This is a genomic window from Kitasatospora sp. NPDC089913, assembly GCF_044748625.1.
GTDB lineage: Bacteria > Actinomycetota > Actinomycetes > Streptomycetales > Streptomycetaceae > Kitasatospora.
The window spans coordinates 75,956-96,973 of the sequence record NZ_JBIVGI010000017.1; the positions used below are offsets into that span (position 1 = coordinate 75,956).

A 21,018-nucleotide genomic window follows, 5' to 3' on the forward strand; every position below is an offset into this window, starting at 1 on the left:
CGGGTCGGCGGGAACGGTGGAGCGGGAACGGTGGAGCGGGAAGGGCGGAGCGGGAACGGTGGGGTCGGAAGGGTCGGGCGGGAACGGTGGACGGCTCGGCCAGGGAGGACGACCGGGGGTCAGAGGTCGTAGGCGCGCAGCCAGAGTTCGAGGGTGAGCACCAGCCAGAGCTTCCCGCCCTGGCGCGGCAGCAGGGTGCCCTCCCGGCGCATCCAGGTGCGCACGGTGTCCGGTCGCACCAGGCCGCGTTCGCGCGCGGTGCGCCCGAGCAGCAGCTCGGCGGACAGGTCGCGCAGCGGCCCGTGCAGCCACTGCTGGACCGGGACCCGCATGCCGCTCTTCGGCCGGTCCACGACCGCGCCCGGCAGCAGGTCGCGGACGGCCTCCTTGAGGATCCACTTCTCCACCGTGCCGCGCAGCTTGAGGGTCGGCGGGGTGGCGAAGGCGTGGTCGACGACGTGCCGGTCGAACAGCGGTGAACGGCCCTGCACCCCGCGCGAGGCGGTGAGCCGCTCGACCTTGGTGAGGATGTGGTGGGCGCCCTTGGTCCGCAGGTTGCAGTGCAGCAGCTGGTTGAGCAGCGAGTGCATCGGTCCGGGGGAGAGGTACGGGGCGACGAAGCGGCGCGGCTGCGGTTCGTCGGCCAGCGCGCGCAGGGTCTCGCCGGTGAGCAGCAGCGGCAGGTCCTCGTAGCACTTGCGGTAGGAGCGCAGGTAGGCCTCGGCCCGCACCTCGGGCGCGGGGTCGTCGCGGTGCATCTCGTGGACCAGCATCGGCAGGTTCTTCGGGCCGCCGTAGACCGGGTCGCCGCCCTCGCCGTTGAGCGAGACGGTGATCCCGTCGGCGGCGACGGCCTCGGCGAGCATCAGGTTGGGCACGGTCAGCGGGTCGCCGACCGGGCTGTCGAGCAGGGCGACGGTGTCGGCGAGCCGGGCGGCGACCTCCTCGCCGGAGACGGTGAGGATCCGGTGCCGGGTGCCGCAGTGGTCGGCGACGAGTCCGGAGTACCCCAGCTCGTTGGGCAGCCGGTCGCCGAAGCTGATCGAGTAGGTGTGCACCGGGTGGTCGTGCAGCCGGGCGGCGAGCGCGGTGACCAGCGAGCTGTCGACGCCGCCGGACAGCAGCACGCCGACCGGGCCGCCGGTCGGCAGCCGTCGCGCGGTGGCCCCTTCGAGCAGGGCGCGCAGCTCCCGGGCGTACTCCTCGGCGGGCGGGGCCTCGCCCTCGGGCAGGCGCTCGGCGGGTTCCCAGAACGGCTCCTGGTGGGTTCCGCCGTCGGCGGTGAGCCGCAGCACCCGGCCGGGCAGGGCCTCGCGCACGCCGCGCAGCAGGGTCTCCTCGCCGGGCAGGTAGGCGAACGTGAGGAAGGAGCGGACGGCGGCCAGATCGAGACCGGTGCCGAGCGCGGGCCAGTGGCGCAGGGCGCGGAGCGAGGTGGACGCGGCCCAGCACCCGTCGGCGCGGGCGTGGAACAGGGTGCGGGTGCCCGCGTGGTCGCGGATCAGGACCAGGTCGGCGCCGTCGACGACGGCGAGCGCGAACATCCCGTCGGCCTGCCGCAGGCCGTCGGTGCCGAGCCGGAGCCACAGCCGGAGCAGCAGTTCGCCGTCGGGCAGGTCCGCGGGGACGGGGGAGCCGGCCGCAGCGAGGGCGGCGAGCAGGACGGGCCGGTTGTGCAGGGTCACCTCGCCGACGGCGGTGCGGCCGTCGACGGTGAACGGGCCGGTGGCGAAGCCGGGTTCGGCGGGGAGGAGGGCGGCCTGGGCGCCGTTCGGCGCGGTGCCGCCGGTGAGTGCGGCGAGGTGGGCGCGGGCCCGGTCGGCGTCGGGGCCGGCGAGGGCGCAGCAGCGGGGCATGGTGGAGCGGTGCCTTTCGTCGGACGGCGGCCCGCGGGTGGTGCGCGGGCGGTCGGCGGGGTGGCCGGGCGGCCGGCGGCTTCCGGCCGTCGAGGGGTCGGGCGACCGGCGGCCGGGGGTGGCGGTTCAGCCGAAGTCGTCGCCGTCCCAGCCGTCGTCGGAGTCGCCCCAGTCGCCGAAGTCCTCGGGGGAGCCGTGGTCCCCGTCGTGGCCCCCGGATCCGTCGCCGCCCGCTGATATGTCGACACTCCCGCCGCTGCCGCCGTCACCGCCGGGTGAGGAGGCGGCCTGCTGGCGGGCCTGCTGGCGCAGTTCCTCCTCCTCGGCCTCGGACAGCGCCATGGGCGGCAGCTGGGCGGCGGTGATCGCGGCGACGCCCGCCACCCCGAGGGCGCCGACCACCACCCCGAGCCGTCCGCCGAAGGAGCTGCGGTTGAGGGTGACCAGCCGTCCGTTGCCCCACACGGTGCGGCCGTAGCCGAGGTCGCGACCGTACTCGGCGGTGCCGTCGGCGTAGCGCCGTTTGACCAGGTCTCGGCCGAGCGGCTCGTCGGTGCCGGAGCGGCCGATGCTGTCGTGCCAGTGGATCTGCCGGTCGGTGCCGCGCCGGCGCCACTCGCTGCGGCCGTCCTCGTACCGGCGGTGGACCTGGCCGTCCGCCAGCAGTTCGTCGCGGTAGCCCAGATGGCGTGCGTTGCTCATGGGTGCGGGGTCCTCACAGACTCGGGCAGGTCGGACGGTGGGTACGGGTGGGGCGGTGCCCGCGGGGCGGGCCGGGGTGGCGCGGGTTCAGGCCGGCCAGCTGAGGAATCCGCTGCCGCGCACGGCGCGGACCCGCCGGTGCAGCGGGGCGCGGCGCGGTCCGGCCGTTCCGCCGCCGCGCAGCCGGCGGATCACGGTGTGCAGCAGCCGGGCCGGCGCGACGGCGGCCAGTTCGATGGTCCGGCCGCTGCCGAGCCAGGCCCGTTCCTCGGGGCGCAGCCCGGCGGGCAGGGCACCCCGGTGGCCGTGCGGGCCGCGCCCGGAGGTCAGGTGCAGGGTGCCGGCGTGCCGGGGCACCAGGCCCATCGAGCGCACCCGCACGCCCGTCGGCCCGGCCTCCGTCGCCTCGGCCGCCGACGGTCCGGCCGCCGATCCGTACGCGGCCTTCACCTGCTCGAAGCAGGCGAGCCCGGACGGGCTGGCGTCGTGCAGCACGTGCACCACCGCACCACCGGCCCGCTCCAGCGCGCCCACCAGCCGGTCGTCCAGCGGCAGTTCGTCGGCCGGGAGGATCGGGCAGGCGGTCTCCAGGTGCAGGTCGTTGGCGATCAGCATCGCGGTGATCTCCCGGCTCTGGCAGACCAGCAGCCGGGGCAGCCCGTAGTCGTAGAGGTCCGGCTCCTCGGCGGCGGCCGCGCGGGGGCCGGCCGGCCGGGGCGCGGCGGGCGGCAGCAGGCCGGGCAGCTCGTCCCGGCGCGCGGCCAGCGCGGCGGCGAACCGGGCGTACCGCACGGGCGGCGCCAGGGTGTACGGGATCCGGCGCGGCCCGGCGTGCAGCGGCTGCAGTACCCGGCACAGCTCGTAGTAGAGCTGCCGCTCGGTGTACCGCAGCCCGCCGGGCGCCCCGGCCCGGCCGGCGGCGACGGTCAGCGCGCCGTCCAGGAGCGGACGCAGCGTCATGGGTTCCTGCCTTTCGTCGTCCCCGCGCTCACGCGGGGCCCTTGCCGAGGTCCGGGCGGCCGTCCGGTCCGGGGCCGCCGGCGCTCCCGGGCGGGCCGTCCGGCTCGGGTTCGGGCCAGCTCATGAAGCCGACCGCGAGCGCCCGGCGACGGGTCTCCAGCGGGTTCTCCGGCCGTCCCGCCGCCGGGGAGCGAACCGGTCCCGTCCGCGGGGCGGCCGGGTCCCTGGGCGCGGGCGGCGCGGTGATCCGTTCGGCGGCCCGGTCGGCGACGGCCAGCAGCCGCTTCGGGGCCAGTGCGGCGAGCGGGGTCCACCAGCCCTCGGCGAACCACGCCCGCTGGCTGCCGGTCAGCTCCGGCACCGCCCGCTCCAGCCGGACGTACAGCTCCTCCGAGCGGTAGAGGTCGCGCAGCAGCATGTACTTGGTCTGGTCGACCAGCACGGTGCGCACCGACAGTCCGGCGTCCAGCACCCGTGTCCCCGGGCGGGCGGCGCGGGCGTCGGCGGCCAGCAGGTGGCCCTGGGGCGAGGCGTCGTGCAGCACCACCAGCGGGAGTCCGGCCGGGACCTCGCGCAGGTCCCGCACGACCAGCGCGCGGTGCCGTTCGGGGTAGCGGTTGGCGTGCAGGAAGGCGGTGACCGTGCGGTCCGGGCAGAGCAGGACGAAGGCCGGCCGGGCGGGCGGCGGCCCGGGCGGGACCAGCCCGTCGTCCACCAGCCCGGGCGGCAGGGCGCCGTAGACGGTCCGCCACCGGTCCAGCACGGTGGTGCGGAACTCGTCCACGGTCCAGCGGGAGTGGACCGATTCGTCCGGTGCGGGCACGTCCGACAGCATCCACTGGCGGATGCCGGAGCCGATCAGCAGGAGGGCCGGGACCAGGATCCACGGGCCGAACGGGGTGAGGATCGTGGTGAGGGCGATCAGGGTCAGGATCACCCCGGGGACGACCAGCCCGGTCCCGACGGCCTTGTCGCCCCGGAACTTCTGCGGCGGGCGCCCCCGGTGCTGGAGGGAGTGGTTCAGCTGCCCGGCGGTGACGGTCAGCCGGCCCCCGTCGGAGAGTTTCGCGACGGCCTTGCGGATCCGCACGTCGTGCAGCCCGGTGCCGTCCGTCTTGGGGTCGAGTGCGAACTCCTTGCGGCAGTAAGTGCAGCGGCGACCGGTCCGCTGGCGCTGGAGCAGGTCCTTCGAGCAGTGCGGGCAGATCATCGCGGTACCTCCGGCACCGGCCAGCTGAGGAATCCGACACTTCCGTGCAGCGCCCGCTCGGCGGCCCGTTCGGCCATCGTCAGCAGCCGCTTGGGCGGCACCGCCACCAGGGGGCTCCACAACCCGGCGGCGAGCCAGAGGCGTTCCCCCTCGGACAGTCCGGGCAGCCGGGCGAGCAGCTCCGCCAGGGCCGCGCGCTCCCGGTGCCGGTACAGCTGGACGGCCCGGTCCCCGGCCGCCACCGCGGTGCGGGCCGACAGCCCGGCGTCCACCACCGGGACGCCCGGCCTGGCGGTCCTGGCCTCCCGCACCAGCAGCAGGCCCTCCGGGGAGGCGTCGTGCAGCACCACCACGGGCAGGTCCTCCGGAAGCTCCGCCGTCGTGGCGACGAGGACCGCCCGGTAGCGCACGGCGAAGGTGTTGGCGTACAGGAAGGCGGTGACCGTCCGGTCCGGGCAGAGGACCGCGAGCGTCGGCGTCCCGGCCGAGACCGAGGGCCGGACGGCCGCGTCCGCGACCACCCCGTCCGGGAGGCCGCCGTAGACCTCGGCCCAGGGGCTCAGGACCTTGCTCCGGAACTCCGCCTCGGTCCAGTCGGGGCGGTCGGTCAGCGGCGCCGTCCAGGCGTCCTCCTGCCGCCGCAGCAGCTCGCGCCGCAACTGCCACTGTCGCTCGGCCAGTTCCCAGTCGGCCCGGATCCGCTTGCGGCGCAGCAGCCGGACCCCGTCCTTCGCCATCGCCCCGAGCAGGGCCAGCCCGAAGAAGCCGGCCACGGCGGCCAGGATGATCGCGGCCGGCAGCCGGGTGACCAGTAACCAGGCGACGGTGAGCAGCCCGGTGCCCATGCCGAGACAGAAGGCCAGCACGCCGGCGCCCTCGAACCGGGGCTCGGCCGGCCGCCCCGGCGGGTCCTTGCGGGGCAGGGGCGACGGCCGCCCGCGCTCGTGGTGCGCCCAGCGGAGCTGCTCGACCGTCAGGACGACCCGGCCGTCGTCGCCCAGCCGCTCGACGGTGCGCCGCAGCCGCAGGTCGTGCAGCCCCCGGGTGTACTTCGGCTCCAGCGCGAACCGCCGCTGACAGCGCCAGCAGGTGCGGCCGGCGCGGATCCTGCCGGGCAGATCGGTCTCGCAGCGCGGGCACTTCATCGGGAGGACTCCTCCAGCGAGGCCGCCAGCCGCCGCAGCCCGGCGGCCAGCCGCTCCCGCCGGCCGACCGTGCCGATCCGCTGCCCGCGCTCCACCGCCCGCAGCGCCTCGGCGAGTTCGGTCTCCGACCGGCGCTCGGCCTCGGCCGCGGTGATCGCGTAGTCCTCGTGGTCGATGCCGTACCCGGTGTTGGCGGCCAGGATGTTGAGCGGTTCGCGGCCCCGGTTGGCGAAGGAGTGCGGCATCAGCTCGGGTATCCGGATCAGCAGCCCCGGTGTCAGCGGCACCTCCACCACCCGGCGCCGCTCGGCGTCGTACAGGCCGCAGGCGGCGTGGCCGAGGCTGAGCACCAGGTGCTCGCCGCCGTGCGCGTGCGGGGTGAACGCGCTGCGCGGGGCGACGATGCCGAGTTTGTAGGTGGCGTTCGAGGGCCGTTCCGGCGAGGTCTTGGCGTCACCCACCAGGTAGTGGGCGAACTGGCCCTCGTCGATGAACCGCAGCAGTTCCTCGCCGGCCGGCCCGTGCGCGGCCTCCGGTCCCAACTCCCGTGCGCCGTCCCGGTCCGCGAGCAGCACCCGGCCGTCCGGCCGCAGCCGGTAGAGCTCCGCCCCGGCCGGCAGCCGCCCGGCGAGCTTCTCGAGTTCCCGCAGCCCCGATCGTACGGACATCGGCCACCCACCCCCACCTCGACCCTTGCCACGTCACCCCCGGTGACGCGGGGCGTCGCGCGGTCGGTTCCCGCCGTCCGGGACCGACGTTCCGGATCTTACGCACCCGGGGTGACAACGCCCAGGGGCGAGCGGGATCAGCGGCCGCGGGCCACCACGAACGCGGGCAGCGCCAGCAGGAACCCGCGGGCCTCGGCGGCCTCCTCGCCGTCCCCGTCGGCGGCCTGCGCCGCGGGGGCCGCGCCGAGCACGGACTCGATCTCCCGGGCGGCCGCCGCGACCAGTCCGGCCGCCGCCTCCTGGGCGTGCGCCACGCAGTCGTAGGCCGTCATCCGGTCCAGCAGCCAGGCCACGTCCTCGGCCGCCCCGGGACCGCGCTGCGACCGGGTGAGGCTCAGATGCCGTACCACGCGGGCGCGTTCGGCCGGGGTCGCGCGCTCCAGCAGCTGGATCAGCATCAGGGTCCGCTTGCCCTCCCAGAGGTCGCCGGCGATCTCCTTGCCGTACTCCTCGGCCGCGCCGACCAGGTTGAGCACGTCGTCCTGGATCTGGAAGGCGGCGCCCAGGTACCAGCCGAAGCGGTCCAGCCGGTCGGCGTCCGTACCGGCCCCCTCGGCGACCAGCAGGCCGGAGCGGCACGGGTAGAGGAAGGTGTACCAGGAGGTCTTCTTCAGGCACATCCGGTAGTAGTCGGCGCTGGTCAGCCCGCAGGCGTTGTCCCGGATCCAGGCGATCTCCACGGCCTGCCCCTCCAGGGACTGGCGGCACATCAGCTCGGTCTCCTCGAACAGCCGCCAGGCCAGTTCCCCGCCGAGCGCCCTGCGGTTGGCCATCACCCGCCGCAGGCCGAGCAGGTTGGTCGCGTTGCCGACGTTCAGCGCGACCTCCACGCCGTACCGGGCGGGGAGTGTGGGCTTCCCCCGGCGCAGCTCGCTGCCGTCCTGGATGTCGTCGTGGACGAGGAAGGCGTTGTGGAACAGCTCCACGGTGACGGCCGGGTTGAGGGCCCGCTCGGGGCGGCCGCCGAACGCGGCGCAGGTGGCCAGGCAGAGCGCGGCCCGCAGGCCCTTGCAGGGGCGGGTCGGGTAGTCGGCGGCCAGGTCGTAGAGGTAGGGCGGGCTCTGCTCGGGGATGTGGCGCAGGAGTTCGGCGAGGGTGCGCTCGCGGTACCGGGCCAGGACGCGCTCGACCAGCGGCGCGCCGACGGCGGGGCGTCCGGCCGCGGTGGTCACCCGCCGGGCCGCTCGTCCGGTTCCGCGCCGCCGGTTCCGCCGTCGGCGGCCCGCGGCCCGTCCTGCGGCCCGAAGGCGTTCCGCAGGCCCTGATCGGCGAGGCCGGGGGCGAGCGAGCTGAGGCGGAGCAGCAGGTCGAGCACGTCGTGGGCGTTGGCGGCGAGCCGCTGGGCCTGCTCGGACACCTCGCCGGTGGTGCCGGCGAGGACGCGCTCGCTGACCGCGTCGATCAGCTGGTGGGTGTTCTCCGAGACCCGGCCCACCAGGCGGTCGAACTCCTCCTGGTCGACGCGGTGCTCGTCGGTCAGCCGGTCGGTCGCCGCCTTGGCGTCGGCGATCCCGGCGGACAGCTCCCGTTCCAGGACGGCCGCGGCCTCCATCACCGCGCGCGAGCCCTGCTCGCCCAAATCGCTGAACCGACCGGCATCGGGCATCGCTGACCTCCTGGTTCGCCCCCCGGCCGGGGCCGGGGCGGTCCGGGTCGGCGCGCGGCGGGGCGCCGTACCGATCGCCGATGGTACACGGTTGTGTGCGGAGCGTGTCCACGGCGGCACGATGGCGGAACCGGGCGCACGCACGGGCCGTGGTGCGCCGGAGTCGCCCCGGCGTGCGGCGGTGTGCGCGCGCCGGGTGCGGCCGGGGCGGCCCGGCGAGTCGGGGCTTCCCGCCCGTCCGGTCACTGATAGTGATTGCCTGGTCGCGGAGTGATCCACCGGGGGGTGCACGGAGTGATCCACCGTGGGGTGCGGAGAGATCCGCCGGGGGCGGAGGACGGCAGCACCTGACAGTACGGGACGGCACAGGAGAAGGAGCGGTCATGGGTGGCAGACAGCGTCCGCCGAAGGCGCGGGGCGCCCGGCCGGAGGCGAAGCGGCGGACCGGGCGCCCGGCCGCCCCGGGCGAGGGTCGGCCGGGCGCGGGCCGGCCGGCGGTGGACCCCGGACTGGAGATCGCCCGGCTGGAGGGCTACCTCGCCTGGGAGGCGGAGGTCGCGGCGGCCCGGCGCGACGCCCGGGCCTTCGCCGACCGCTTCCCCTGGCTCGGGCCGGACGACCGGGAGGCCCTGGAGCAGGCGTACACCGACGACCGCCTCCGGTACGCGGAGGAGGTGGTCGACCGGGCGGTGGGCCGCTGCCGCGCGCTGGCCGCCCGCTACCGCGCCGAGTGCCGGCGGATCTGCGCCCGCTGGGCGGCAGTCTGCCTCTCGGTGGCGTTCGCCGCGGCCCTGCTCGCCGTCGTCCCGGTCGCCCTGCACGGCTGACCGGCCGCCGGGAGGGGATCGTCGGGCCGGGATCGCCGGCCCGTCTCGCGGAGCGCCGGTGTCGGAGCGCCGGTGCTCGGAGCGCCGGTGCCGGACCGTGGCAGGGGCTCACCCGCCGCCGGCGCGACCGGGCCCGCCGAACACCGGGGGGTGTGCGGCGGGCCCGGTCGTGCGGTCCGCGGACGGCGGTGCGGACGGGATCAGTGGTGGCCGTGGCCGCTGCTGATCTCCTGGTGCTCCTCGGCGGTCGGCTTGGCGATCTGGCTGCCCTCGCCGTAGAAGCCGCGGGCCAGCTTGGCCCGGGTGCGGGCCAGCAGCCCGGCCTTGCGGGCCACGCCGTTCTCGTCCACCTCGGCCGGCAGCTCGAACGGCTGCGGCTGGTCGTGCGCGGTGAGCGTGTGCAGCCGCTCCGGCGGGAGCGCCGCGTGCACCTCGATGAACTCGCCGTGCTGCAGCCGCTTGATGACGCCGGTCTCCCGCCCGTGCAGCACCTTCTCCTTGTCCCGGCGCTGGAGGCCCAGGCACCAGCGCTTGGTGATCACGAAGACGATGACCGGGGCGACGAAGAAGCCGATCCGGGTCGCGTTGGTGATCGAGTTGATGGAGAGGTGGAAGTGGGTGGCGATCAGGTCGTTGCCGCCGGCGGCCAGCAGGACCAGGTAGAGGCTGATCCAGGCGGCGCCGAACGCGGTGCGCACCGGCGCGTTGCGGGGCCGGTCGGCGATGTGGTGCTCGCCCCGGTCCCCGGTGATCCAGGCCTCCAGGAACGGGTAGGACCAGATCGCCACCAGCACCAGCGGGAAGATCATCAGCGGGACGAACACCCCCATGTTGAGGGTGTGGCCCCACAGGCCGATCTCCCAGCCCGGCATGATCCGGATCAGGCCCTCGGAGAAGCCCATGTACCAGTCCGGCTGGGCGTCCGTGGACACCTGGTCCGGGCGGTACGGGCCGTACATCCAGATCGGGTTCACGGTGGCGATCGCGGCCATCGCGGACACCACGCCGAACACCAGGAAGAAGAAGCCGCCCGCCTTGGCCATGTAGACCGGCATCAGCGGCATGCCGACCACGTTGTCGTTGGTCCGGCCGGGCCCGGCGAACTGGGTGTGCTTGTGGTAGAAGACCAGGATCAGGTGGGCCACCAGCAGCCCGAGCATGATGCCCGGGATCAGCAGCACGTGCACCGTGAACAGCCGCGGCACGATCTCGTGGCCGGGGAACTGGCCCCCGAAGATGAAGAACATCAGGTACGTGCCGACGATCGGCACCGCGAGGATCGCGCCCTCCATGAACCGGATGCCGGTGCCCGAGAGCAGGTCGTCGGGCAGCGAGTAGCCCATGAAGCCGTCGAACATGCCGAGGATCAGCAGGCCCGCGCCGAACATCCAGTTGATCTCGCGCGGCTTGCGGAACGCTCCGGTGAAGAAGACCCGCATCATGTGCACGAACATCGCGGCCACGAAGACGATCGCGGCCCAGTGGTGGATCTGGCGGATCAGCAGGCCGCCCCGGATGTCGAAGCTGATCCGCATCGTCGAGGCGAAGGCCTCCGACATCGGGACACCCTGGAGCGGCACGTAGTTGCCCGCGTAGGTCACCTCGCCCATGGACGGGATGAAGAAGAGCGTCAGCCAGACCCCGGTCAGGATGATGATGACGAAGGTGTAGAGGCAGATCTCGCCCAGCATGAAGGACCAGTGGTCCGGGAAGATCTTGCGCAGATTGGACTTGGACAGGCCGTAGATTCCGAGCCGTCCGTCGGCCCAGTCGACGAGCGCCTCCACCTTGTTGGCGGGCGCCGCGCGGGTGCTGGTGACCGGCCCCGGGGTCGACTGCTGGTCGGCTCTCACGACGGGCTCCCCGGTGTCCGCCGCGGCATGTCCTGGACGCCCGGCCGCGTCACGGCCGGCCGGTGGAGTGATGTGATCATCGGACCTCTCGATACGGGGGTGCCGGACAGTCCGGCGCGCGGATCCGGCGACCCGCCGCCCCCGTTGCTCAAAGTGATGGAGCGCTTACTCTGTCATGCTGTCGGGAGCGCGCCGACTGTGCACGTCCATCGGCCCGTCCGGCCGCTCGTGTCGGCCCGTCCGGGGGGTTCCCGGGGTGCTGGGCGGGCGGTGGCGGGGCCGTGACGGGACGTCCGGAGTCCGCCTCCGCTCCGGCTCGGATGCTGCGCTCGGGTGCTGTTGACGACGCGCCGGGACGTTCTGGCGCGCGCCGTGCCCGGGGAGGGTGCGGGAGCGGGCCTACGCTGCGCCAATGGTGGATCACCGGGAACTCTTCGAGGACGTGACAGCCGACCTGGCCCGGGCCGGCTTCGACATCGACCGCGGGCCCTCCGGGCTGCGGATCGGCCATGGCCCGCAGGGGGTGCTGATCGACTGGCCGCCCGCCGAGCAGGCGGCGGCCGACCAGCCGCCGCCCGCCGAGGGCATCCGGGCCGCGGTGACCGGCGCGGTCGCCGCCGTACTGCGCGAGTCCGGCTACCGGGTCGCGCCGGCCGGGCCGGACGGACTGCTCGTCACCGCCCCGCGTCCGGTCCGGGTCGCCGCGACCGACGCCCCGGGCGAGGGCGGCCGAGAGCCGGCCGGGGTCCCCGAGCAGTGGTGGGGGTGACGGCGGACCGCCCGGGGTCCGCCCGGCGCGCGGCCGGCGGGTCGCGCCCGCCGGTGAGGGGGAGGGCGGGGCGCACCCGCCGGTGACGGCGCGCAGGCGCCCGGGGACCGGTTCCGACGGTCCCCGGGCGCCTGCGGCCGCGGGGTCAGGACGTGCTCCCGTCCCCGCCCCCGCTCGTGGCGGCGGCGATCGCGGCCGCCAGCTCGTCGACGCCCTCCTCCCGCAGCACGCCGTAGTGGTCCCCGGTCAGCCGGACCGTGGTCGGGCCGGTGGCCGACCAGCCGGAGCTGCCCTCGATGAACGAGTAGTCGTCGCCGGTGGCCTTGAGGACGGTCACCGGGGCCGACAGCCGCCGCTCGGCCAGCTCGCCGAAGGTGTACTCGAACTCGTAGGTCTCCCCGACGATCCGGGCCACCCGACGGATCAGCTCCTCGTCGAGCTCCGGCAGCGTCCGGTGGACGAAGGCGGCGAAGCCGTCCTCGTCCCGCACCTCGGCGAGGCACTCGGCCAGCCGGGGACCGCCGACGGAACCCGTGAACACCGAGTGGAGGATGGTCAGGTACGCCGGGTTGCGGTAGGAGGACTCGCGTCCGTACCGCTCCCCGTCCGCCCGGCGCAGCTCGGGGTTGCCGGGGCAGATCAGCACGAGCGCGGCCACCCGCTCCCCGGCCCGCTCCAGCTGCCAGGCCGCCTCGAAGGCCACCCGGGCGCCGAAGGAGTACCCCCACAGGGTGTACGGCCCCTCCGGACGGACCGCCCGGATCTGCGCCAGGTCGGCCGCCGCCGTGTCCCGGACGGTCGGGTACGGCGTCTCCCCGGGGTTGATGCCGTACGCCTGGACGCCGTAGAACGGCCGGCCCGAACGCCCGGCGAGCGGACGCAGGTTCATCGGGTAGCCGCCCAGTCCGGGCCAGCAGAACACCGGGTCGCCGGTACCGCCCCGGTGCAGCGGCACCAGCCGGGAGGCGGCGTCCCCGCGCTCCGGGGCGCGGTCCGTCGCGGCGTGCTCGCCTCCCGCGCCGCCCGCCACGGCCGTGCCGGTCCCGGCCTTGTCGATCCCGGCGGTGTCGATCCTGGCCGCCAGATCGGCGAGCCGGGGGCACTCGAACAGCACCTGGAGCGGAAGCCGGACGCCGAACTCCCGGTTCACCCGGTTGACCAGCGCCACCGCGATCAGCGAGTTGCCGCCCGCCGCGAAGAACTCGTCCGCCGCGGAGACGGTCCCGTACTTCAGCGCGGCGGCCCAGATCCTGGTCAGCCGGCGCTCGGTCGGCGTCGCCGGCGCCACGAACGGCGCGCCGGTGGCGGCGTCCCTGACCTGCTCGGCGGCGGCCAGTGCCTTGGCGTCCACCTTGCCGTTGGCGGTCAGCGGCAGCTCGTCCAGCACCAGCACCCGGTTGGGGACCATGTAGTCCGGCAGCAGGGCGACAAGCTCGTCCCTGATCAGCTCCGCCGGGCCGCGCATGTGCACGGCGTCCTCCCGCATGCCCTCGCTGCGGATCTGCTCCTCGCTCACCCGGCCGCCGAGGAAGAAGTACGACGGGCCGCCGGCGATGCCGCACCCGGCCAGCACCGCGTCGATCCGGCGGGCGGCGGGCAGCGGGTGACCGCTCTTCGAGCTGTAGCCCGAGGACATGAACCCGAAGCCGAGAGCGTTGCGCTGCAGCCGGTGCAGCCGGATGCCCAGACCGATGTACTCCAGCCACGGTTCGGCGGCCCGGCTCACCGCGGTGATGCCGAAGCCCGCCCGCCGGTGGACCTGCTGGTTGATCGCGATGACGTGCCGGGACTCCACCACCTCGTCGGAGATCCTGGTGAGTTCGCCGCCCTCGTACCGGTACAGACCGGCCGGCAGGCCGTCGACCCCGCCCGGATGGGCCTGGACGAACAGCTCGGTGTCCTCCGGGCGCGGCCGCCCGTCCTCCGGGACGATCGCGAAGCTGCCCAGGTAGTGGTCCTCCTCGGCGACGTCCAGCCGCCGCTGGACGGCGGGCTCGTGGCCCAGCGGACGCACCGCCAGCCCGTACTCCGGCAGCACCTCCTCCAGCACGCCCAGCATGTGGCCGGTCTCGAACTCCAGCACCTCCTGGATGTTGTCGCGGTACACCGGCTCGATGGCGCCGCGCCGGCCGAGGAAGTGCAGCGCGAGCGGCGCACCCCCGGCCGCCCGGTCGCCGACCCGGACCAGGGTGTGGTCGACCGGGTGGTAGTAGTGCACGCCCGCCGCGAGGCCGTGCGAGCCGTCCGTCTCCAGGTACAGCTGGGTGGCGTACAGCGCGCCGGGGGAGGCGTAGGCGTACTTCGGCAGCAGCCGCTCGGGGCTGTGGAACTGGCCGAACCACCGCAGTACCGGGCCGAGTTCGGCGATGGTGACGGCGGTCGGGGCCCGGTCCGGCGGGGTGGTCCGGCGCGGCGGGGCGAGCAGCGCCAGCAGGTCGTCCCGGGTGACCGGGCCGCCCTCGAAGAAGCGGTAGGTCTTGCGGGCGAAGGTCTCCCGCCGCTGCCGGTCGCTCTCCCGGCGCCCCGGGAGGGCGACCACCGGCCGGCCGGCCAGCTCGGCCGGGCCGCGCAGCCCCGGATTGGACAGCTGGGCCCGGACCTGGAGCTTGCTCGCCTTGGACCGGTGGTGGCCGCCGTGCTTGCCCTGGTCCATCAGGGCGGCCTCCTTGGGGTTCAGCTCCACGCAGGCCACCAGGTTGCGGTGGCCCGTCCGCGGGTCGTCGGTGACCACCGCGGCGGCCCGGCGCACCCAGGGGTGCTCCTCGACGGCGAGCGCGATCTCGTCCAGCTCGACCCGGTAGCCGCGCAGTTTGACCTGGTTGTCCACCCGGCCGGCGCACTGCAGGGTGCCGTCCGGGTTCCACTCGGCGAGGTCGCCGGTGCGGTAGAGGCGCTCGCCCGGCAGGTACGGGGAGGCGACGAAGCGCTCCGCCGTGAGGTCCGGCCGGTTGAGGTAGCCCCGGGCCAGCTGGACGCCGCCGATGTACAGCTCACCGGTCGCGCCGACCTCCACCGGCGCCAGCCCCTCGTCCAGGACGAAGCAGCGGGTGCGGTCCACCGGTACGCCGATCGGCACCGAACCGGCGCCGTCGCCGAGGGTCTCCGGGTCGATCCGGTGGGCGGTGGCGTTGATGGTGCACTCGGTCGGGCCGTACAGATTGACCAGCTCCGCGCCCGGCAGCGCCGCCGTCAGCGCCCGGGCCAGCCGGACCGAGAGCGCCTCGCCGCCGGAGTACAGCCCGCGCAGCCCGGTGCAGCCGGCCAGCCGCTCGGTGTCGAGCAGGGCCTGGAGCAGGGTCGGCACGCACTGGAGGGTGGTCACGCCGTGCGCGAGGACGGTGTCGATCAGGGCCTCCGGGTCCCGGTAGACGCCGGGCGCGCCCATCACCACCCGCGCGCCGGCGGCGGGCGCGAGGATCTCCCACTGCGCCGCGTCGAAGCTCATCGGCGTCTTCTGCAGCACGGTGGTGTCCGGGCCCAGATGACCGGCGTCGGCCAGCCAGCGCAGCTGCGACACGATGCTGTGGTGCTCGATCATCACGCCCTTGGGGCGGCCGGTGCTGCCGGAGGTGTGGATGACGTAGGCCAGCGATTCGGGGGCTGGACCGGCCGGGGCGTGGGCCTGGTGCGGGATGGGGTGGGCGCCCGCGGTCGCCGACGGCGGCGCGTCCGGGGCCGGCAGGTCGGCGGCGGTGACGATCCGGGTGCCGGCCGGGACCAGCTCGGCCAGCCGGGACCGCAGGTGCTCCTGGGCGACGACCACCCTGGTCCCGCTGGACTCGATCATCCAACGGAGCCGCTCCTCCGGGTACTCGGGGGAGAGCGGCAGGTACGCGGCGCCGGCGTGCAGAATGCCCCAGGCGCCGGTCATCAGCGCCAGGGAGGGTTCGGTGTACAGGCCGACGCAGTCGTCGGTGGCCACGCCCAGCCGGTGCAGGTGCGCGGCGAGCGCGTCGGCGGCGTCGGCGAGCTCGCGGAAGCTCAGCCGGGCGCCGGTGGTGCCGGGGCCGGTGCCGGGGCCGCTCTCGGCCGGGGCGGTGACCGCCGTGGCGTCGGGGCGGGCGGCGGCCTGGGCGCGGAGCAGGTCCGGCAGGCAGACGGAGCGGCGGGCGTCGAGGAGGGTGGCGAACAGGACGGACTGTGCGGTCATGACGGGGTTCCCTGGGCTCGGGCCGATGGGGCCGCCCGGTGCGCGGACCGGGCGTGACTCCCAAGGTCCGCCGCCCGCTGTCCCGGACACCCGGGGCGGTGGCCGTCTCCCGGCCCCGCTTCGGGCCCGGGGCGGTCCCCCTTCCGGGCCGGTGCGGTCCCGCCCGCGTCCCGCCCGCGTCCCGGGCGCGGTCCCGGACGCCCGGGGCGCGGTCCCGGTCCGGTCAGAACGGCTGGGGTTCGAGGTCCCGGTCGATCTGCAGCCATTCGAGAACGGACCGCAGGTGCGGGTGCTCCTCTCCCAGGAGGCGGGTGATCGCGGCCAGTGCCTCCGACCGCAGCTCGACGGCCTCCTGCCGGCGGCCCTGGCGGCGCAGGGTGACGGCCAGGTTCGCCCGGCAGACCGCGGTGTCGGGATGCTCCTGGCCGTACCGCTCGGACAGTCCCCGGAGAGCGGCTCGGCCCAGCTCCTCGGCCTGCTCCTGGTCCCCGGCCGCGGAAAGGGAATTGGCCAGGGTGAGCATGGCGTTCAGCGTGGACGGGTGATCCGGCCCGACCGTGGAGGTCAGTCCGCGGACCGCCTCCTGCCCGAGCGGGACGGCCGCTCCGAGGTCGCCGCAGCGGCGCCGGTACAGCCCGAGGTTGGCGGCACAGGCGAGGGTGAAGGGGTGCAGCGGGCCGAACCGCCCTCGGTGGCCTTCGTAGGCGCCGCTCGCGAGGTCCCGAGCCGCCTCGTGGTCGCCGCAGGCGCCGAGGATCGCGGCCAGGTCGAGCGCGGAGGCCAGTGCGGCGGGTGTGTCCGGGCCGTGCGGTTGCAGGTGGCGGTGGTAGGTGTCCTCGGCGAGCTGCCGGGCCTCCTCGGTCCGGCCGAGCAGGCGCAGGCCGACGGCGAGCGAGTCGGCGGTGCTCAGGCATTCCGGCGCGTCCTGACCGAGGACCTCGTGGAGCTGGGTGAGAGCCTCCCGGAGGACCTCCGACGAGGAACGGTAGTCGCCGAGTTCACGCAGCCCCCGGGCCCAGTTGGCCTTGCTGACGAGGGTGGCCGGGTGCAGCGGGCCGAGGACGGTCGTCCGTCGCTCGAAGGTCTCCCGGTCGAGGTCGCGGGCGGTCGTCAGGTCGCCGGTCAAGCGGTGGTCGAGTGCCAGGTCGTTGGCCGTGGACAGGGTGAGCGGGTTGTCGTCCCCGAACAGCTCGCGGAACTGTTCGAGGGTGCCGAGGTCGAGGGCCAGCGCGGCGTCGAAACGACCGGTGGCCCGCCGGTCGGCGGCGAGCGAGCCGGCGGTCATCAGGGTGTAGGCGTGGTGTTCGCCGAAGGCGGCCCGTTGGCGTTCCAGCACGCCTTCGTCCAGGGCGAGGGCCTCGGTGTAGTCGCCCCGGGAGCGCAGCACGGCGGCCAGGTGGTAGCGGAGCACCAGCGTCTGCCGGTCGTCCTCGCCCAGTTTGGTGCTCCAGTGCGCGTCCAGTGTCCGGCCGAGCTGGAGCGCCGCGTCCAGGTCCCCGCGGGTCCGGAGGTAGCGGACCCGGTCGATGAGGAGCAGCCGGGTGTCGGGGTCGTCGCAGTCCTGGGCCTCCGAGGGCATCAGGTGGGGCCAGATCCGGTCGTAGGCGGGCCAGTTGGCCGGGTCGTCGGTCTCGCCGACCACCGGTCGCGCCCCCGCGAGGACCAGGTGCACCGCGTGGCGGGCGGTCCGTCGTTCGTCCTCGGCCAAGGTGGCCAGCAGCGTCGACTGGACCAACCGGTGGACCTGAAGGGTCTGTCGGCCCGGATCCGCCTTGGCCAGGGCGAACCGGCTGATGGCCTGGATCACCGAGCCGAGCATGAACCGGTCGCCGAGGTCGGCGTCGTACGGGACGAGGGCGCGGACCATCTCGTCGCTGTAGAGAAGGGGCATCGCGATCGGCTCGGCGGACAGGAACGCGCAGAGCTGGAGCAGCCGGACGGCGGCCGGGGACTGTTCGCGCAGTCGGGCGATGGAGATGTTCCAGGCGGCGTCGGCCGGGGTCGGGTAGTCGGTGGGCGCGGCGGCCATGGACAGCACCCGGACGGACTCGGTGCGCAACTGCGCGAGATAGGCGGCGACGGTGGTGTCGGTCTCCGCCAGCCAGGCGGACGCGATCTCGACCGCCAGCGGCAGGTCACCGACCGCCTCGGCGACCTGCCCGGCCTCCTCGGGTGAGATGTCGGGCAGGCGACGGGCCAGGTGCTCGACGCTCTCGGCCCGCTCGAAGACGTCGACCTCCAGTGCCTCGGCCCGCCTCGACCAGCCGGAGTGGCGAGAGGTGAGCAGGATGTGACCGGAGCCGCCGGGCAGGTAGCGCACGACCTCGTCGACCTCGTCGGCGTTGTCGAAGACCAGCAGCCAGCGCGAGTGCGGTTCACCGCGCCCCAGCGCGTCGCGGGCGGCTTCCATGGCCGCGCTGACCGAGTCGCCGACCTGGAGGCCGAGCCGCTCCGCCAGTTCGGCGAGGGCGACGGTGATCAGCTCGGACTGTTCGGCACTGATCCACCACACCAGGTCGTACTCGGCCGCGAAGCGGTGCGCGTACTCCAGGGCGATCTGGGTCTTGCCGATGCCGCCGAGACCCAGCAGCACCTGGACACCGGCCGGCGTCGACCCGGCTCCGCCGCTGAACCGGTCGCGCAAAAGGTCCAGGACGGCCGTACGTCCGGTGAAGTACGGGTTGCGGGGAGGCATTTCCCAGACCGTGGGCCGTCGGCCGGGGAAGCGAGGGGCGTCGCCGCCCGGTTCCGCTGCCGGGGTACCGGGCAGTCCCAGGGCGGCGAGCAGGACCTGCACGGCCTCCGCCTCGTCGAGGCCGACCAGATCGACCGGGTTCCGGTGGCTGACCGGCAGGCTGAACCGGGTGTCGTCGACCCGGACCGGGACCAGCGGACCTCGGTCGCCGGCGGGGTCGTACTCCGCCGTCCGCTCCCACAACTCCTGGAGTCGGCGCGAGTTCTGGGACGCGCCGGAGAGGACGGCCACGGTCCTGGCCCCGGTCTCGGCCCCGGCCCCGGCGTCGGTCGTCACCCGGCAGCCCGCCCGGGTGAGGACCGCTCCGATCCAGTCCGCCCAGGTCCGGTCCGCGTCGAGGCAGAAGAGCAGGAGGTCCTCGGGAACGGCCGGGCGGCGCCGGGTGAAGGCGTCCAGGTGGCGCAGCCGCACCTCCTCGTCCAGCGGCGGCAGGGTGGTGACCCGGCCGTCGGTCAGGACGGAGACGAGCCGCTCGAAGGCGGTCAGGACGGTGCCCGGACGGTCTGGACGGTCTGGACGGTCTGGGCGTTCGGGGCGTTCGTCGGGGGGCGCGAGGATCGACTCGAAGGCGTAGTAGGGCCGGTAGGGCACCTCCACCGCGCACCAGTAGTCGGTCAGCTCCTCGTCGGTCAGGCCGGCCGGAAGACCGGCGAAGCGCTGCCGGGCGTGGGACCGGCCGGCGTCGGCCTTCTCCTTCTCGCCGTCGTCGACGCGAGTGGGCACGGGCAGGACCCGGACGCCCTCGTCCCGGTCGCTCCGACGGACCTGCTGAGCCACCCGCGAGGCCCCGTCGATGGACTGGACGCTCATGGTGAAGCAGACCACCAGGTCGTCCGGCAGCCGGACGGCGCAGAGGTCGGTGGCGTGGGACCGGCCGGTGGGGGCGTCGATCAGGACGTAGTCGTAGTGGTGGCGGAGGTCCTGGCCCAGGGCTTCGACGAGGTCGTCCGTCGCGGCCCTGCTGAGGAGGTCGTCCGCACCGTCGGCGAAGGCGTCCCCTGCGGTGAGCAGGTCGAGCCGCCCGTTGCCGGGGAGCCCGGTCCGTCGGAGGGGGCGGACGTGGTCGAGGACGCAGGCGGGGCGTGCCACCGGGTCCTCGGGCGCGTCCAGGGAACGGAGCAGGCCGACGAGGTGCCGGCCAGCGGCGGCGGTGTTCTCGGCTTCCGTGCGCTCGGCTTCGGGGTCCTCGGCTTCGAGGAAGGGGTGGAAGGTGTGGTGCAGACCCGGTGCGGCGAGGTTCCAGTCGACGGCGAGCACCCGCAGGCCGTTGGCGGCCAGGATCCAGGCACAGCTCGCCGTGATCGTCGTGCGCCCGGTGCCGCCCTTGTAGGAGTAGAAGGTGACGACCCGGCCGTTGGCGCTGGGAGTGGTGTGGGCGGGGTCCGGTTCCCGCTCGGTTCGGCCGGGAGCCGGTCCGAGGGGTGCGGCCGCCCGGGCGTCCCACGCGTCGGCGAGACGCCTGACCGTGCGGTCACCCTCCTCGTTGATCGCGCCCAGCCGCTCCAGCGCCCGGTCGATGTCCTCGCCGAGCGGATCCTCGGTGCTCCCGGCGGGCGCGAGTGGAAGGTCCGTCCGGTGGTCGCCGGGCCGCCCGCCGTCGGAGTCCTGGAGCAGGGCGACCCGTTCGGTCAGCCGGCCCATCTGGTCGAGCACCTGGGAGAGCAGCCCCTCGACCTCGGTGCGCCGGGTCTCGGCCCGGACCAGTTCGTCCATCGCCCGCCGTTCGCGGTCGTGGGCGTCGACCAGCTGCCGCTGGGTGGAGACGAGGCGGGCGAGTTCCCGTCGGTGCCCCAGCAGCCGGTTGCGTTCCTCGGTCAGCTCGCCGACCCGGTGCTGCAGTGTGGCCAGCATGATCAGGAGGACGGTGACGATCTTCTCGGTGTTCTCCAGGGCCAGCCGGAGTTCGTCGCGCTGCTCCTTGGCCTGGCCGAGTTGGTGGTAGAGGGCCTCCAGATAACCGTGCTGCTCCTCGATGCTCCCACCGGGCAGGCCGCCGCCGGGCAGGCCGCCGGGGCGGGTGCGGGGCGGAGCGGGGTGGCGGGCGGCCTCCAGGAGGTTGAGGGCCCGGCGGAGGTCGCGCGGGTCGCGGGTGGTGGCCGCCACGAGCGCGCGGACGAACTGTTCGGTGGGCACGCGGCCGGAGAGGTTGCCGCTCACGGTGCCGGGTGCCCGCCCGACCGTCCGGGCGACGTCCGCCACCGTCCGCCCGGCGGCGACCACCAGGTGGCGGAGGAAGTCGGCGAGTTCCTCCGCCTCGGGGCTCTCCGCCCGGACCGGGCCGAACGGGCGGCCGCCCTGGTTCGCCTGCGCCACTCGTCCCCCCGGACCCCGCCCGACCGACAGCTCGTTGTTCGGCATTATCACCGAACAACCACCGGTTGTTCGGCCCGTTGCCAGGGGTGTCCCGGTGAACAACGGCGATGAACTCGTCCGCCTGTCAGCGTCGTTCCCGAAGAC

At 74.8% G+C, this 21,018-nt stretch carries 13 protein-coding genes; 2 read left to right on the forward strand and 11 right to left on the reverse strand.

Translation table 11 applies throughout. From position 1 onward, the window contains the following. Positions 1 to 119: 119 nt before the first annotated feature. From ACIPYS_RS24845 to ACIPYS_RS24880, 8 genes are all read right to left on the reverse strand, one after another. The gene (locus tag ACIPYS_RS24845) at positions 120 to 1,856 is read right to left on the reverse strand and encodes an asparagine synthetase B (RefSeq protein ID WP_093863580.1); all 1,737 of its coding nucleotides are present in this window, start codon (positions 1,854 to 1,856) and stop codon (positions 120 to 122) included. A 126-nt stretch (positions 1,857 to 1,982) separates the two neighbouring features. Then, complete coding sequence (locus ACIPYS_RS24850) at positions 1,983 to 2,558, reverse strand: hypothetical protein (protein WP_093863581.1); 576 nt, start codon at positions 2,556 to 2,558, stop codon at positions 1,983 to 1,985. An 87-nt stretch (positions 2,559 to 2,645) separates the two neighbouring features. After that, positions 2,646 to 3,518: a hypothetical protein gene (locus tag ACIPYS_RS24855; RefSeq protein WP_400749663.1), complete on the reverse strand. Its 873-nt coding sequence runs from the start codon at positions 3,516 to 3,518 to the stop codon at positions 2,646 to 2,648. 28 nt (positions 3,519 to 3,546) lie between these two features. Next, positions 3,547 to 4,728 carry a hypothetical protein gene (locus tag ACIPYS_RS24860; protein WP_400749666.1) on the reverse strand — a complete coding sequence of 394 codons (1,182 nt, stop codon included), beginning with the start codon at positions 4,726 to 4,728 and terminating at the stop codon, positions 3,547 to 3,549. Continuing rightward, positions 4,725 to 5,873, reverse strand: coding sequence for a hypothetical protein (locus ACIPYS_RS24865; RefSeq protein WP_400749669.1), 1,149 nt, complete (start codon positions 5,871 to 5,873; stop codon positions 4,725 to 4,727). The genes ACIPYS_RS24860 and ACIPYS_RS24865 overlap by 4 nt, the downstream gene beginning before the upstream one ends. Continuing rightward, positions 5,870 to 6,541, reverse strand: coding sequence for a cupin domain-containing protein (locus tag ACIPYS_RS24870; protein WP_400749672.1), 672 nt, complete (start codon positions 6,539 to 6,541; stop codon positions 5,870 to 5,872). The genes ACIPYS_RS24865 and ACIPYS_RS24870 overlap by 4 nt, the downstream gene beginning before the upstream one ends. A 137-nt stretch (positions 6,542 to 6,678) precedes the next feature. Next, on the reverse strand, positions 6,679 to 7,773 hold the full coding sequence (locus ACIPYS_RS24875; protein WP_400749675.1) for a polyprenyl synthetase family protein: 1,095 nt from the start codon (positions 7,771 to 7,773) through the stop codon (positions 6,679 to 6,681). Beyond that, positions 7,770 to 8,207 (reverse strand): hypothetical protein, encoded by a 438-nt coding sequence (locus tag ACIPYS_RS24880; RefSeq protein WP_400749678.1) that lies wholly within the window; start codon positions 8,205 to 8,207, stop codon positions 7,770 to 7,772. Before ACIPYS_RS24880 ends, ACIPYS_RS24875 begins: the two co-directional genes overlap by 4 nt. A gap of 383 nt (positions 8,208 to 8,590) precedes the next feature. On the opposite strand from ACIPYS_RS24880, the gene ACIPYS_RS24885 reads away from it, so the two are divergent. Next, entirely contained in the window at positions 8,591 to 9,034 is a 444-nt protein-coding gene (locus ACIPYS_RS24885) for a hypothetical protein (protein WP_400749681.1), read from the forward strand. Between the two features lie 200 nt (positions 9,035 to 9,234). Here the strand turns inward: ACIPYS_RS24885 and ACIPYS_RS24890 are convergent, their stop codons facing one another. Next, positions 9,235 to 10,821, reverse strand: a complete 1,587-nt coding sequence (locus tag ACIPYS_RS24890) for a ubiquinol-cytochrome c reductase cytochrome b subunit (RefSeq protein ID WP_093865371.1) — start codon at positions 10,819 to 10,821, stop codon at positions 9,235 to 9,237. A gap of 478 nt (positions 10,822 to 11,299) precedes the next feature. Between ACIPYS_RS24890 and ACIPYS_RS24895 the strand changes: the two genes are divergently transcribed. Continuing rightward, complete coding sequence (locus tag ACIPYS_RS24895) at positions 11,300 to 11,656, forward strand: hypothetical protein (RefSeq protein WP_093863588.1); 357 nt, start codon at positions 11,300 to 11,302, stop codon at positions 11,654 to 11,656. A 145-nt stretch (positions 11,657 to 11,801) separates the two neighbouring features. Here ACIPYS_RS24895 and ACIPYS_RS24900 read toward each other — a convergent pair whose 3' ends face one another. Next, entirely contained in the window at positions 11,802 to 15,806 is a 4,005-nt protein-coding gene (locus ACIPYS_RS24900) for an amino acid adenylation domain-containing protein (protein ID WP_400749686.1), read from the reverse strand. 223 nt (positions 15,807 to 16,029) lie between these two features. Then, positions 16,030 to 20,874: an FxSxx-COOH system tetratricopeptide repeat protein gene (fxsT, locus tag ACIPYS_RS24905; RefSeq protein WP_400749689.1), complete on the reverse strand. Its 4,845-nt coding sequence runs from the start codon at positions 20,872 to 20,874 to the stop codon at positions 16,030 to 16,032. Positions 20,875 to 21,018 lie beyond the last annotated feature (144 nt).